At 44.3% G+C, this 14,559-nt stretch carries 9 protein-coding genes; 4 read left to right on the top strand and 5 right to left on the bottom strand.

Annotation, left to right across the window (positions count from 1 at the left end):
- Positions 1-4: 4 nt before the first annotated feature.
- From MgSA37_RS08955 to MgSA37_RS08940, 5 genes are all read right to left on the bottom strand, one after another.
- On the bottom strand, positions 5-298 hold the full coding sequence (locus MgSA37_RS08955) for a DUF3892 domain-containing protein (RefSeq protein ID WP_096351337.1): 294 nt from the start codon (positions 296-298) through the stop codon (positions 5-7).
- 323 nt (positions 299-621) lie between these two features.
- Positions 622-1,512 (bottom strand): hypothetical protein, encoded by an 891-nt coding sequence (locus MgSA37_RS08950; protein WP_096351336.1) that lies wholly within the window; start codon positions 1,510-1,512, stop codon positions 622-624.
- Positions 1,513-1,604: 92 nt separating this feature from the next.
- On the bottom strand, positions 1,605-3,368 hold the full coding sequence (locus MgSA37_RS08945) for a glycosyl hydrolase family 95 catalytic domain-containing protein (protein WP_197706106.1): 1,764 nt from the start codon (positions 3,366-3,368) through the stop codon (positions 1,605-1,607).
- 80 nt (positions 3,369-3,448) lie between these two features.
- Positions 3,449-3,901: a glycoside hydrolase N-terminal domain-containing protein gene (locus tag MgSA37_RS28760; RefSeq protein WP_197706105.1), complete on the bottom strand. Its 453-nt coding sequence runs from the start codon at positions 3,899-3,901 to the stop codon at positions 3,449-3,451.
- Positions 3,902-3,937: 36 nt separating this feature from the next.
- Positions 3,938-4,474 (bottom strand): GNAT family N-acetyltransferase, encoded by a 537-nt coding sequence (locus tag MgSA37_RS08940; RefSeq protein ID WP_096351334.1) that lies wholly within the window; start codon positions 4,472-4,474, stop codon positions 3,938-3,940.
- A 338-nt stretch (positions 4,475-4,812) separates the two neighbouring features.
- Here MgSA37_RS08940 and gltB point away from each other — a divergent pair, with 338 nt between their 5' ends.
- From gltB to MgSA37_RS08920, 4 genes are all read left to right on the top strand, one after another.
- Positions 4,813-9,333 carry a glutamate synthase large subunit gene (gltB, locus tag MgSA37_RS08935; RefSeq protein ID WP_096351333.1) on the top strand — a complete coding sequence of 1,507 codons (4,521 nt, stop codon included), beginning with the start codon at positions 4,813-4,815 and terminating at the stop codon, positions 9,331-9,333.
- Positions 9,333-10,811 carry a glutamate synthase subunit beta gene (locus MgSA37_RS08930; RefSeq protein ID WP_096351331.1) on the top strand — a complete coding sequence of 493 codons (1,479 nt, stop codon included), beginning with the start codon at positions 9,333-9,335 and terminating at the stop codon, positions 10,809-10,811. Before gltB ends, MgSA37_RS08930 begins: the two co-directional genes overlap by 1 nt.
- Before the next feature lie 255 nt (positions 10,812-11,066).
- Positions 11,067-12,260, top strand: coding sequence for an ATP-binding protein (locus MgSA37_RS08925; protein WP_096351330.1), 1,194 nt, complete (start codon positions 11,067-11,069; stop codon positions 12,258-12,260).
- A 166-nt stretch (positions 12,261-12,426) separates the two neighbouring features.
- Positions 12,427-14,523 (top strand): right-handed parallel beta-helix repeat-containing protein, encoded by a 2,097-nt coding sequence (locus tag MgSA37_RS08920; RefSeq protein ID WP_157750503.1) that lies wholly within the window; start codon positions 12,427-12,429, stop codon positions 14,521-14,523.
- The last annotated feature ends 36 nt before the right edge of the window (positions 14,524-14,559 follow it).

Raw genomic sequence — 14,559 nt, 5'->3', positions numbered from 1 at the left:
GCTTCTACACGCAATCCGGCAACGCTAACAGATCATCCGGTACAGTCTCGTCTACCACCGTTTTTACATACTTATTCCCTTCAGGGCAGGTAGCAGGTATCAGGTAAATTTTTTCGCCATTTTTATTGATGATATAGGCCTCCCCTTTTTCTTCTTTTAGCCAGTCGTGTATAGCGGTCCTGTCCGTAATGCCTTTTACATTGATCCTTTCGTTTATCCACTCCAGGTAATCAATTGCTACATATGGATTTTTATATTTACCCTGATCCCGTTTGATGCATATTATTCGTACCGCCATTTTATAAAAGTTTAATTAACCAGGTGCCGCTAAATTAGGGCAATGCCTGAAATCAAACCATAGTATAAACACGGTATTTTTTACGTAAAACTACGTATTCGGAGAAGCTTAAATTATTAATAACACAGTTAGTATTGAAAATCTATTTGAAGCTTATCCAACGGATTGCAGCAAGGGTGAAATTTTGAGCGATCAATTCCAATTTGTCATTTCGAGCGCGAGCGAGAAATCTTATATACCGGGCATTACCACCCTGCAAAGTCCGGATGTAAAGCGTTTAAGATTTCTCCCTACGGTAGAAATGACAAGCCCCCTTGGAGGTTTTACAAAGTTTTCAAAAATGGTGTATGCTCCAGCATCAGCCGGAAATTATCGGGATTTACAATATCATTGTGCTGTTTAAGGCTGTGGATATAGATCAGCGGGTATTTATCATACATACCAGGCTTTAAATCTTTTTCCTCAACCTTAAAATAGCTGATCTTTGCAGTATCCAGCAGTTTATTCATCCTTTCACTCTCTTCTTTGGGGCCATAACCAACATCGGTATATAAATGGATAAAACGATGCCCTTTATCGGCCTTTATCCAATCCATAAAAATTTCAGTTTTGCCGTAAAGGGAATCAAACAGCATCGCTTCGTCAATAGGCATACCACCGTTTTTAATGATCATGGCCATTACTTCGTACGCGCCACTATGCCCACCCAGCAGGATATGGCCCGACGTGCAATTTTCCGATACCAGGTGTTTATCTTTTAGTCCCTGCAACACATCGCTTACCAATGCTTTAAAATCACCCGGCTTTTCCAGTTTGCCGCCATAGCTATCGGGAGAATCGCGGGCCGTTTCGGCCAGCACCAATACGGCGTTTCTTTTACTTTCAATAAATTGCTTGGTTAATTCGTATTCTACCGCGGCATGGTCAACATTGTTGCGCCAGCCGTGGAACCAAAAGATCAGGTCGACTTTCTTTTTGGCATCCAGATTTTTCGGGGCGATGATCAATACGGTACTATCATTGTAATGCTCCTTTGATGTATATAACACGCTATCGTAAAGGTGCCCTTTATTGCGTCCTGAATCAGGAAATGAGGTATGCGACGAATAAATATGGAAAATTACAACGCCATTTGTTTGCTGAGCCTGCAGTACCGGGCAGTTTGCAATCAAAAGCAAAACAATAACCGCCGAAAATAATAAAGGTTTTAACATGGTTGGTTCCTAGTGAGGTGATCAAATATACAACATGGCAGGTATTTTTGATTTACGGGGATGTAAAATTAGTTGGCAATACAATTTACAATTTAACCTGCGCTGTTTGAAATACTAACAACCTCGCCTGAAATTGTTTCAACCTCAATATACGTTTTTCCATCTTTACCCCTGGTTATTTTTGGCAGCGACCTGCAAAGGATTTTAACCTGATTAACCGGAATATCTGTTTGAACGACACAATGTCCGCCTTTTTCGCTTTTTATTTTGATGAATGAAGTAATACCATTTTCCTTCTTCGCACTTACCAGGAAAGCGCCGTCCGTCCGGAGGTTTTCAAAAGACACATTATTCCAGGTTGCCGGTAAAGCTGGCATTATTGCAATAAAACCGGCATAGCTTTGGATCAGCATTTCCTGTAAACCTGCTGCGAATGCAAAATTACCTTCGAGCGTAAACGGGCGATATTGAAATTTTGAATAACCTGATTTTGTTTGATCGCCATTTAAATGAAAACTATTGACCGAGCAAAACGCCTTTGCGAAGATCTGCAAGGCTTTTGCCGCGCCCTCTCCGTCCTTTGCCCTTGCCTTCATATTTGCCAGCCATGCATATGAATAACCACACCAGTAATCCGGGCCAATACTATCCAATAAATGGATGCTGTTTTTGATGATGCGTTGTGATTTTGGTCCATCCTCCCACCTTATCAATCCAAGAGGGTGAATAGCCATCATATGCGAGAAATGCCGGTGCGATTGGTTATAAGCCAAAGTTGGCGAAAACATCAATTCGTCGTTTGGTGTCAACGCAAAACCATCAAATTCACCTGATATTTTTTTCCAATGTGCAGCTTCATTCTTTAAACCGAGCTCAGCGGCTAACTCTGACGCCATTTTAAATGTCGATTTCATTAATGCCTGGTCATAATTTGTATCCTGAAAAAACCAGGCGCTTAAATCATTGTCATTTATTTCAGGACTCGAGCTGATCGGTAATTTACGAAAGCCATTTTCATCTTTAATCGTTATATTTTCCAGAAAAACAGCTACATCCTTAATCCACGGATAAGCCCTGTTTTTAAGGAATTTCCTATCCATACTATAACGCCATTGAAGGTAGTAATGCTGCGCCAGCCATGAAGATACAGTTGGCGAAAGTGAATATTGAATCCATCCGCCCATTTCCGTTCCATCCAGCGTGGTTACGCCGGGGACGGCTAAGCCACCTTTTCCGAAATACATTTTTGTATAGCGTTTATAATTAGCCTTGTTTGCATCCAGATGATCAAGATAGGCCATCCCATCCTCCAGGTGATTTGCGCTGTAACAGGGCCAGTAACTGAGTTGCGTATTCAGGTCGTGGTGGTAATCCCCTTTCCAGGGCGGGATGCGCCCGTTATCGGCTGTCCAAACGGCCTGCAGCGAAATTGGCGGCGCTCCCTGCCTTGATGCGGAGCCAAATTTATACTGCTCCATGTACCATTGCTTTTCCAGCAAAGTGTCGGGTATGTGAATGGCAGATCTATCCCAAAAATTACGCCACCACAAAGCATGGGACGCATAAGCATTAGAATATTGCGACTGCAAGGCCCGTTGCGTTATTGCAGATGCCATTGGGGCTATTTTTTTATCCGGGTATTGCGACGAGATGCTCCACACCCCTTCAATCGTGCTTTGGTTTATTTGCCGCCAGCGCACATTAATTTCGTACCTGAAACCGCCCCAGCCTTGCTGCACGTAGGTGATACTGTTACCCCGTTGTTTAGTTGTGCCCTGGGCGTATCCAAGTCTTGAAAGGTCATCGCCGCCCACAGGATCACCAGATATCTTAACTACACCCTGAAATTTGGGCATTATTAATTGCGGTTTAAAACCCGCCTTTATGTTTTCGAACCGAAACCAGCCAACAGGTTTCGTTGCATGTACAAAAGTTTTTAAAGTTGTCCCATTCGCCCATTTAACCTCGCAAATGGCCTTGTTAATAAACAAATGGACCGATTGCACCTTACCCCAGCCGCTAACGTCAAACTCAAGCGCCCCGCCGGGGATGCGTGATGGCGCAGGCTCTTTATCATAGGGTGCGTCAAGGTATTGCTGTACTGGGGTATAGTCTTTTTATTGACCTGCCCAATCACCCACTGGTAGCTAAACTCTTTGCGGTGCAGGTCTTTCATGGGGCGCAAATCCCAAAGGTCGGCCCTGTCTAATGAAAAGCGAAGTTTATCGTCTTTTTGCCAAACCAAAGCACCAAGCATCCCATTGCCTAATGGTATGGCCTCGTCCCAGCGTTTTGCCAGGGTATCAAATTGAAGATCGTGTACAGACGACTGGCCATAGCCCGCGTTAAACCATAAAAATAATACGAAACCGAGGATTACTTTTTTCATTTTTCATGCCGGAGTATTTACCTCCACGATACGAAGCTATCGAATAATCTTATACAACACATGCTTCTTTAAAAAATGTCCGTTTTCAATCAGCGGGTGTTCAAAATACCCTTTTTTTATCATGCCTATCCTTTTCATCACCTCTTCCGATCGGATATTATGTACCGAAGTAAAAGAATATATTTCATCAACCTCTAAATTATTAAAACCAAACTTGAGGCAGGCCTTTGCTGCTTCTGTTGCAAAACCATAACCCCAGTTTTCGCGGCTCAACCGCCAGCCGATCTCAATACAAGGTGTAAATCCGGCGTCGAAACCAGGGTGCGCAAGACCTGTGAAACCAATAAATTGCCGGTTATCTTTCCGTTCTACAGCAAAAAAGCCATAACCATGCTTTTTGATATGGCTGCTGATCCGGCCAATCTGTTCGATCGTTTCATTAGCAGTTTTGATGGACGGAAAGAATTCCATCACCTCTGTATCATTGTTTAAAAGAATAAACGGCGGCACATCAGTAGTTAACCATTCCCTTAAGATAAGGCGGGGTGTTTCAATAAAAATTTGGGGTTCCATATTTTAAACTACGTTAATTTCCGGGAGAAGTTAGACCTGTCAGGATAACATTTTTTGTAAAAAAAATCAAAAATAAATTCTTACAAAGCAGATAATAACCAAATTTTAATTTATGCGCAGCGATTTGAAAGAATTAAAGATTGCCTAAAACCATACCTTTTCAAATAAATTATTTACATTTTTATAATTTTCGTAATAATATATTAACAATTTAATAATTTAAAACTTAATAAATATGATCTTATTTAGAAAAATACAAAAATTTTAGGATATTTTTAATTAAGATTTTCAATCAGTAACTTCGTCGTTGCACCATTTTATAAACGTTATAATTTAAAATGCAACAAGACGAAAGCCGACAGGGCCTGTACAGGCCAGAATTTGAACACGACTCGTGCGGAACAGGGTTTATTACAAACATAAACGGACACAAATCTAACCAGATAATTGATGACGCGCTCACCATGCTCGAAAACATGGAACACCGCGGCGCTTGCGGCTGTGACCCGGAATCGGGCGACGGCGCGGGTATTTTAATTCAATTACCTCATGAGTTATTAATGGAAGAATGCTCGAACCTGGAGATCAGCTTGCCTGAACCGGGGGAGTATGGAGTGGGGATGATATTTTTCCCAAAAGAATCCGCTTTAAAAAAGGCCTGCCGTATACAGATCGGCAATGCCATTGAAAAACTGGGTTTACATAAATTGGGTTACCGGAAGCTGATTGTTAATTCAACCGTTATTGGCGAAACAGCGCGTAAGGCCGAACCAGATGTGGAACAATTGTTTATACAAAGGCCACACCATATTAACAATCCTGAGGATTTTGAGCGTAAGCTTTATGTATTAAGGCGTTACATCAACAAAACCATTACTGAAACCATTCCGGCTGCAGCCGAGCATTTTTATTTCACCTCGCTATCCTGTAAAACAATTGTTTACAAAGGGCAGGTTACCACTTACCAGCTGCGCCAATATTTTACTGATTTAACCGATCCGCGGATCGCATCAGGCTTTGCCATGATCCATTCGCGTTTCTCCACCAATACCTTCCCATCGTGGAAACTGGCTCAGCCTTTCCGTTTGATCGCGCATAACGGCGAGATCAATACGCTTACAGGTAACTTAAACTGGTTTTACTCTGGTTTAAAATCCTACGCATCCTCCTACTTTACACAGGATGAAATGGAAATGTTATTGCCGGTAATTGACAATAACCAGTCTGACTCTGCTTGTTTGGATAATATCATCGAAATATTACTGCATAGCGGCCGTTCATTGCCGCATGTAATGATGATGCTGATCCCCGAAGCATGGGATGGCAACGAGCAGATGGATCCGCTTAAAAAAGCATTTTACGAGTTCCACGCCGCTCTAATGGAGCCATGGGACGGCCCTGCCGCCATTACTTTTACCGATGGTAAATTGGTTGGTGCTTTGCTTGACCGTAACGGACTTCGCCCATTGCGCTTTGTGGTAACAAATGATGGCCGCGTTATAGCAGCCTCAGAAGCAGGTGTATTAAATCTGGATGAAAGCTTAGTACTTCAAAAAGGTCGTTTGCAACCGGGCAAAATGTTGCTGATAGACACCGAAAAAGGCAAAATTATTACTGATGACGAGATCAAACACCAGATAGCATCACTGCAGCCTTATGGCCGCTGGCTGGAAAATTATAAAATACAACTGGGCGAACTGGGCGAACCACGTTTGGCTTTCGCCAGTTTATCGGAAGATTCGGTTTACCGCTATCAGCAGGTATTCGGGTACAGCCGCGAAGACATCGATACTATTATTAAACCGATGGCGCTGGATGGTAAAGAACCTATCGGTTCCATGGGTACTGATGTGCCTTTGGCGATACTTTCTGATAAACCTCAGCACCTTTCAAGTTATTTTAAACAGTTTTTTGCACAGGTTACCAACCCGCCGATCGACCCGATCCGCGAGCGTTTGGTAATGAGCCTTTCAACCTTTATAGGTAATAACGGCAATTTGCTGGATGAAGATAAAATGCATTGCCATTGCGTGGTATTAAAGCACCCGATATTAAAAAATCACCAGCTCGAGAAGCTGAGGAGTATTGATACCGGAATGTTCCACGCTAAAACGCTGCAAACTTATTATAATGCCGACGGCATGCCGGGCTCTATGGAAAGAGGGATTGCCAGGCTCTGCCGCTATGCGGAGGATTCAGTTGATGACGGCTTTGAGGTATTGATCCTGTCTGACCGGGCTATTGATTCTGAACATGCGCCTATCCCATCATTGCTGGCGGTATCTGCTGTGCACCACCACCTGATCAGGAGTGGCCGCAGGGGCGCTGTGGGTATCGTTGTGGAAACAGGCGATACCTGGGAAGTTCACCACTTTGCCTGTTTGCTGGCATTTGGTGCAACAGCCATTAACCCATACCTGGCGCTATCTACCATTGAAACATTGAAAAACAATGGCAGCATGGAGACCAACCTCGATTTAAAAACACTGCAAAAGAACTATGTTAAATCAATAAATGATGGCTTGCTGAAGATCTTCTCCAAAATGGGGATCTCCACGCTGCAATCCTACCATGGTTCGCAGGTGTTTGAAATATTGGGCATCAACCAACAGGTTGTTGACAAATATTTTACCGGCGCGGTAACCCGGATCGGTGGTTTAGGGTTGGATGAAATTGCCCGCGAATCGCTTTGCAAACACCGTTTAGGTTTTGGCGGTTCAAAATCAGGTACCCATTTATTGCCTGAAGGTGGTATCTATCAGTGGAAACGTCGCGGCGAATCGCATTTGTTTAACCCGACCACTGTTCACCTGTTACAGCACGCTACAAGGACCAACGATTATTCGATTTATAAAAATTACGCGAAAGCCATCAATGAGCAAAGCGAAAAGCATTTCACCATCAGGGGATTGCTTGATTTTGCCCATCACCGCGAACCGATCAGCTTAGAGGAGGTTGAACCGGCTGAAAACATCATGAAACGCTTTGCAACAGGCGCCATGTCATTCGGCTCCATCTCTCACGAGGCACACAGCACCATGGCAATTGCCATGAACCGCATCGGCGGCAAAAGCAATACCGGCGAAGGCGGCGAAGATGAGATAAGGTATGAGCGTTTGCCAAATGGCGACTCGATGCGTTCGGCTATCAAGCAGGTTGCATCGGCACGTTTTGGGGTAACCTCCAACTACCTGACCAATGCAGACGAACTACAGATAAAAATGGCGCAGGGTGCGAAACCCGGCGAAGGCGGGCAATTGCCCGGCCATAAGGTTGACGACTGGATCGCAAAAACAAGGCACTCCACACCGGGTGTTGGTTTGATCTCGCCGCCGCCGCACCATGATATTTATTCAATCGAAGATCTGGCACAACTGATCTTCGACCTTAAAAATGCAAATCGTGCTGCCCGGATCAACGTGAAGCTGGTATCAAAAGCCGGCGTAGGTACCATCGCTGCAGGTGTTGCAAAAGCACATGCTGATGTAATTTTGATTGCAGGGTACGATGGCGGTACAGGCGCCTCCCCTATCAGCTCCATTAAACATGCCGGCTTACCATGGGAACTTGGCTTGACCGAAGCGCACCAGACCCTGGTTCGCAACAAACTGCGCAGCCGCGTGGTATTGCAGACGGATGGTCAGCTAAAAACAGGCCGCGATTTAGCGATTGCCTGCTTAATGGGCGCCGAAGAATGGGGTGTTGCTACTGCTGCTTTGGTTGCCGGCGGCTGTATCATGATGCGCAAATGCCATCTGAACACCTGCCCTGTAGGTGTGGCTACACAGGATCCTGAATTACGAAAATTATTTTCGGGTAAGCCGGAGCACATCGTTAACCTTTTCCGCTTTTTGGCTGAAGAGCTGCGCGAAATTATGGCTGAATTAGGCTTCCGCACCATTAACGAAATGGTGGGCCGCGTTCAGTTCCTGAAAGTGAAAGACGGGCTGACCAACTGGAAAGCTAAAAAGATCGATCTTTCTGGCATCTTGCAACCGGTAAATCATCCAAAGGAAATGACGCTTTACAACAGCGAAAAACAGGACCATGGCATGGATGCCATCCTTGACTGGCAGCTATTAGAAGCAGCTAAACTGGCCCTGGAAGACAAGACACCTGTATTTGCGGAATTTGACGTAAAGAACGTTGACCGTACCATCGGCACTTTATTATCTAACGAGATCTCTAAAATATACGGTTCTGTTGGTTTGCCTGATAATACCATCAACTACAAATTCAAAGGTTCAGCCGGGCAAAGCTTTGGTGCGTTTGCCACAAAAGGGATCTCTTTTGAATTGGAAGGCGAAGCGAATGACTATGTGGGCAAAGGTTTATCCGGCGCGCAACTGGCAATTTATCCATCGGCAAAGGCAACCTTTACGCCAGAGGACAATATCATCATCGGCAATGTGGCGCTTTACGGCGCTACCAGCGGCGAGGTATTTATCCGCGGTATGGCGGGCGAACGTTTTGCGGTACGTAATTCCGGCGCCACCACGGTGGTGGAAGGCATTGGCGACCACGGCTGCGAATACATGACCGGCGGTTTGGCCCTGATCCTTGGTGAAACCGGTCGCAACTTTGCAGCAGGCATGAGCGGCGGTATTGCCTGGGTATATAACCCGAACAATACCTTTGCTGAAAATTGCAACCAGGAAATGGTTGATCTTGACCCGCTATCGCCGAAAGACGAAGAGCAGATCATCGCCTTACTGCACAAACACATTCATTTAACCGGAAGCGAAGTGGCCAAACAGCTGCTTGCCAACTGGAAAGAAGCATCGCTGCAATTTGTGAAAGTGTATCCAAGAGAGTATAAAAAAGTATTAGAGAAATTACAATATCAAACTATCGGCTAATGGGAAAAGCAACAGGATTCCAGGAGTTTAATCGTGAACTTCCTGAAAAGGTACCCGCTGCGGAACGCGTAAAGAACTACAACGAGTTTGTTCATTTATATACCGACGAAAAATTAAACCAGCAATCGGCACGTTGCATGAATTGCGGTATCCCTTTTTGTCATTCGGGTTGCCCGCTGGGCAATATCATTCCTGAGTTTAACGATGCGGTTTACCGTAAAAACTGGGAAGAAGCTTATAACATTTTATCGTCAACCAATAACTTCCCTGAGTTTACCGGCAGGATTTGCCCCGCTCCGTGCGAATCAGCATGCGTGCTGGGGATCAACAAACCTGCGGTAGCTATCGAGGAAATTGAAAAGCACATCATCGAGATCGCTTTCGAAAAGAAACTGGTAAAACCGGTTGCGCCACTTATCAAAACAGGCAAAAAGATCGCTGTGGTGGGTTCTGGCCCGGCAGGATTGGCTGCTGCTGCGCAATTAAGCAAAGCGGGTCATTTGGTTACCGTTTACGAGCGCGACGACCGCCCGGGTGGCTTGCTGCGTTACGGCATCCCTGATTTCAAATTGGAAAAATGGGTTGTGGAGCGCCGCGTGGAAATGATGGAAAAGGACGGCGTTGTATTTAAATGTAATACCGAAATTGGTAAAGATATTGCCGCCGATGAACTGGTACGTACCAACGACGCCGTTGTACTGGCAGGCGGATCAACCATTCCCCGTAACCTGAATATCCCCGGCAGGGAACTAAAAGGCATCCATTTTGCGATGGACTTTTTGAAACAACAAAACAAACGTGTAAGCGGTATTAAATTCGACCAGGAAGACATCCTGGCGACAAATAAAGACGTGATCGTGATCGGCGGCGGTGATACCGGTTCGGATTGCGTAGGCACATCCAACCGCCAGGGCGCACGTTCTATCAAGCAGTTTGAGGTAATGAGCCAGCCACCGGCAAGCCGTACCACACATATGCCATGGCCCACCTACCCTATGGTGCTGAAAACAACCAGCAGCCACGAAGAAGGTTGCGACCGTTTTTGGGGAATTAATACCGAAGAGTTTTTGGGTGATGAAGAGGGCAATTTACGCGCCATCAGGGTTTGCGATATCAGCTGGGAACTGGATGTGATGAACAGGCCGATAAAATTTGTAAAAGTTGAAGGCTCCGAACGCGAAATACCCTGCCAGAGGATCTTCCTGGCAATGGGCTTCCTGTTCCCGCAGCATACCGGGATGATTGAAAACCTGGGCGTTGACCTTGACGAACGTAAAAACGTAAAAGCCAAAGAAGGCGTTTACCGCACCAACGTTAGCAAAGTATTTGCCGCCGGCGATATGCGCCGCGGGCAGTCACTTGTAGTTTGGGCCATCTCAGAAGGCCGCGAAGCTGCCCGCAAAGTAGATGAATTCCTGATGGGCCATTCTATACTGGAAAGCAAAGACGCGGTGAACCAGTTTGAGCAGGTGTTTTAGGGGGAAGTCCATAGTCGATGGACCATAGTCCATGGCAAAAAAAGGATATAATTATTCAATATAAATTGACCGGGTGGCGAAAGTTGCCCGGTTTTTTTATTTAAATGGATTCATGTTACACCAATTTTTCTATGTATTTTGCAAATAAAACTTATGTAAATTGTAAGTTTAAGCTATGTAAATTGAAAATTTATATTATGTATATTGTAAATATATCTTATGTAAATTGTAAGTTTGTATAAAGATCAAAGTAAAATGAGCTCATTTATCGCCCGTCAGATAGCGCCCATTATCAAAGCGCAGCAATCCAAATTCCCGGTACTTGCGGTTACAGGGCCGAGGCAAAGCGGTAAAACAACCTTATTGAAAGCCCTTTTTAGCGATTACCGCTATGTTTCGCTTGAAAACCCGGACACACGCTCTTTTGCATTGGAAGATCCCATCGGTTTTTTGAACACGTACGATCAAAAAATTATTTTTGATGAAGTGCAGCGCGCGCCTGCCCTATTTTCCTATATCCAGGGCAGGGTGGATGAATCTGGACAGATGGGGCAATTTATACTGTCAGGTTCGCAAAACTTTCATTTGCTAAATAGCATCACCCAAACCCTGGCAGGCAGAGTCGCTTTATTTAAGTTACTTCCTTTGGATTTTACAGAGTTGAAATCACAAAGTTTATTGGAGGATTCCTATACTAAAGCCAGTATAAAGGGTTTCTACCCGGCTATTTTCGACAGGGATATTGATCCTGTTGTTTTCTATTCCAACTATATTCAAACCTATATTGAAAAAGACGTAACTGAATTAATGAACATCCGCGATCTAAAGGTTTTCCGGACGTTTTTGGGGCTATGTGCCGGTCGTGCCGGCCAGTTGTTAAATTATAGCGCTTTGGCCAATGAGTGCGACATTTCACATAGCACCGCTAAAGCCTGGTTATCCATACTGGAAAGCAGTTATATCATTTTCCTTTTGCAGCCTTATCATCAAAATTTCAACAAGCGGCTGGTAAAAAGCCCTAAATTGTATTTTTACGATACAGGCTTGCTGAGTTATCTATTGGGGATAAGAACTGTCGGCGAACTGGAAGAAAACCGGCTGAAAGGGCAGGTTTTTGAAAATATGATCCTTGCTGAATACCAGAAAAAGAAGCATCACTTATACCTGCACCAGGATTATTATTTCTGGCAGGACAGCAATGCCCATGAAGTTGACCTGCTGATGAAAAAGAGCAACGGTTTTTCCATTTTTGAAATAAAGGCGACCCAAACCATCAGCAGCAGTTTATTTAAAAAAATGGACCGTTTTGAAGAAATAGCCGCCCCCGCCGAAGTAAGTAAAACCCTGATCTACGGCGGAGCCGAAAACGAAAAAAGGACCAAATATGATGTACTGAGTTGGAAGAATGTTTCGGATGGAGAGAAATCAATTAAAGGTATAATCGGGTGACTAACGTTGCCCGGTTTTTTTGTTGCTGTTTAAATAAATTAGTTCAAATTTGTTTTTAATGAATAAGTTAAAAAACATCGGGCTGATTATCTTTCTAGTGTGCTGCCTATTTTCCGTTAAATTTTTACGGGCGCAAAGCAGGGCAATTACTTTATATAAAGGAATAGTGATCAAACATTCCGCCACCATCAAAAATAAGATCTACCATTTTGAGGGTACCGATTCCTTATCGGAAGCTCCGGTAGTAATTGAAGGCGATAATATAACTGTGGATTTTAACGGGGCTGTTGTTAACGGGAATACCGATGATGAAAACCCCGATAAATTTAAAGGAACAGGTATTGTTATTAAAGCCGGAAGAAATATCACCTTAAAAAACCTTGTTGTAAAAGGATTTAGGGTGGGGGTTATGGCCCGCGGGGTAACTGCGTTAAAGATCATTAACGGTGATTTTAGCAACAATTTCAGGCAGCACCTGAACAGTTCGCGCCAAACCGAAGACCTGGCAGACTGGCAGAGCTACCACCACAATGAGAAGGATGAGTGGCTTCGCTTTGGCGCGGGAATTTATTTGCGGGATTGTGACAGCGCTGACATTCACGGTAACACCGTGACTGAAGGGCAATGCGGCTTGATGATGACCAATTGCAACAATGGCCTTATTTATAACAATAACTTCTCTTTTAATTCAGGCATCGGGATCGGGATGTACCGCTGCAACCGAAACAATATTTTATACAATAAACTCGACTGGAACGTGCGCGGATATAGCTACGGTGTTTATTACCGTGGGCAGGATTCGGCAGGGATCTTGATATTTGAACAATCAAGCGATAACACCTTCGCCTGGAATTCGGCAACCCATTCAGGAGATGGCTTCTTTTTGTGGGCCGGGCAAACCTCGATGGAGACCGGTGATGGAGGCTGCAACGACAACCTGGTATTTGGGAACGATTTCTCCTATGCGCCCACAAATGCCGTTGAAATTACTTTTAGCCGCAACAAGATCATTAACAATATATTGCACGATAGCTGGCATGGTGTATGGGGTGGCTTTAGTTATAATACCATCATCGCCAACAATGACTTTTCGGGCAATTTATCTGCTATCGCCATTGAGCATGGGAAAGACAACGTTATTGAGCAAAATAGCTTTAGCGATGACAAGGCTGGCATTGAGTTATGGTCGAACCCAAAAAGGCCAAAAGATATTGGATACCTGCAAAAAAGAGACACCCGGAGTATGAATTACAGCATCAGTAATAACAGTTTTAAGAATGAAAAAAACATTTTCAATATCAACAACACCACCGATATCCGCATCAGCAATAACCTTGTATCAGGCGGCATATTGCAGCAAAAGCTCGACTCAACAGTGAAAAATATGGAGTTTGATCATACCGGGGATCAAGTGAAACCACATACCGACAGTAGCTTTTTCCCTAAGTTGACCTTTAAGATAGCCGGGCAAAATGCAATGTTGAGCCCAACGCGTCCAAAAGGGAAAAAGTATATCATGATGACCGACTGGGGGCCTTACAGCTTTAGTTACCCCATAGCATGGGAAGAAAAAACGGATAGTACCGGTAAAATCTACCTGGATATGATAGGCCCACCCGGGAAATGGAAAATCATCCATATTAAAGGCTTATCCAACCCTTCCCCCTTAAACGGGGAATTTCCCGGAAAGCTTATCGGGCAGAAAGATAGCAGCGCGTTAACCAATATTGATATCGAAATGGAATTCAAGGGAGACCAGGTAATTTCGCCTTTCGGGATAAGGTATGCGAAGGGAGACCCTTATACTTTTCATTACCGGAAATTTGAGATCCCTTTTAAATGGCAAATGAAATGGTTTGTGTTTGATACCACCAGCGACCCGCTGAAACACCCTGCTCAGTTTAATAAAATAATCAATGGCACACCTGTTAAACTAACCAATGGCCCGGTGCTAAGCAAGGTTTTTGGTCTTGGCTTTGGTAAAAATATAGCCCGGGAAAAAGTAGTCACCGTTTCTGAAGCCGAAATTGATGTGCCGGATGGTTTATACCGCATCGGTATCAGCGCCTCGGAAATGGCGAAGGTTTATGTTGATGATCAATTAATTTTACAAAACTGGGACCCCGCCAAACTCATCTACGATGCCGACTACCACCGGGATGTTATTACCCCGTTAAAGGGGAAGCATACGATACGTATTGAACAGGCACAATACGGCGACTATGGCATGTTAAATTTTATTATTCAGCCGGTTTACCATTAAAGGCGGCTCACCAGTTTGAGCAAGTGGTTTAGGGGG

Source organism: Mucilaginibacter gotjawali (genome assembly GCF_002355435.1).
Lineage (GTDB): Bacteria > Bacteroidota > Bacteroidia > Sphingobacteriales > Sphingobacteriaceae > Mucilaginibacter > Mucilaginibacter gotjawali.
This window is presented reverse-complemented; position numbering and strand designations above follow the sequence as displayed.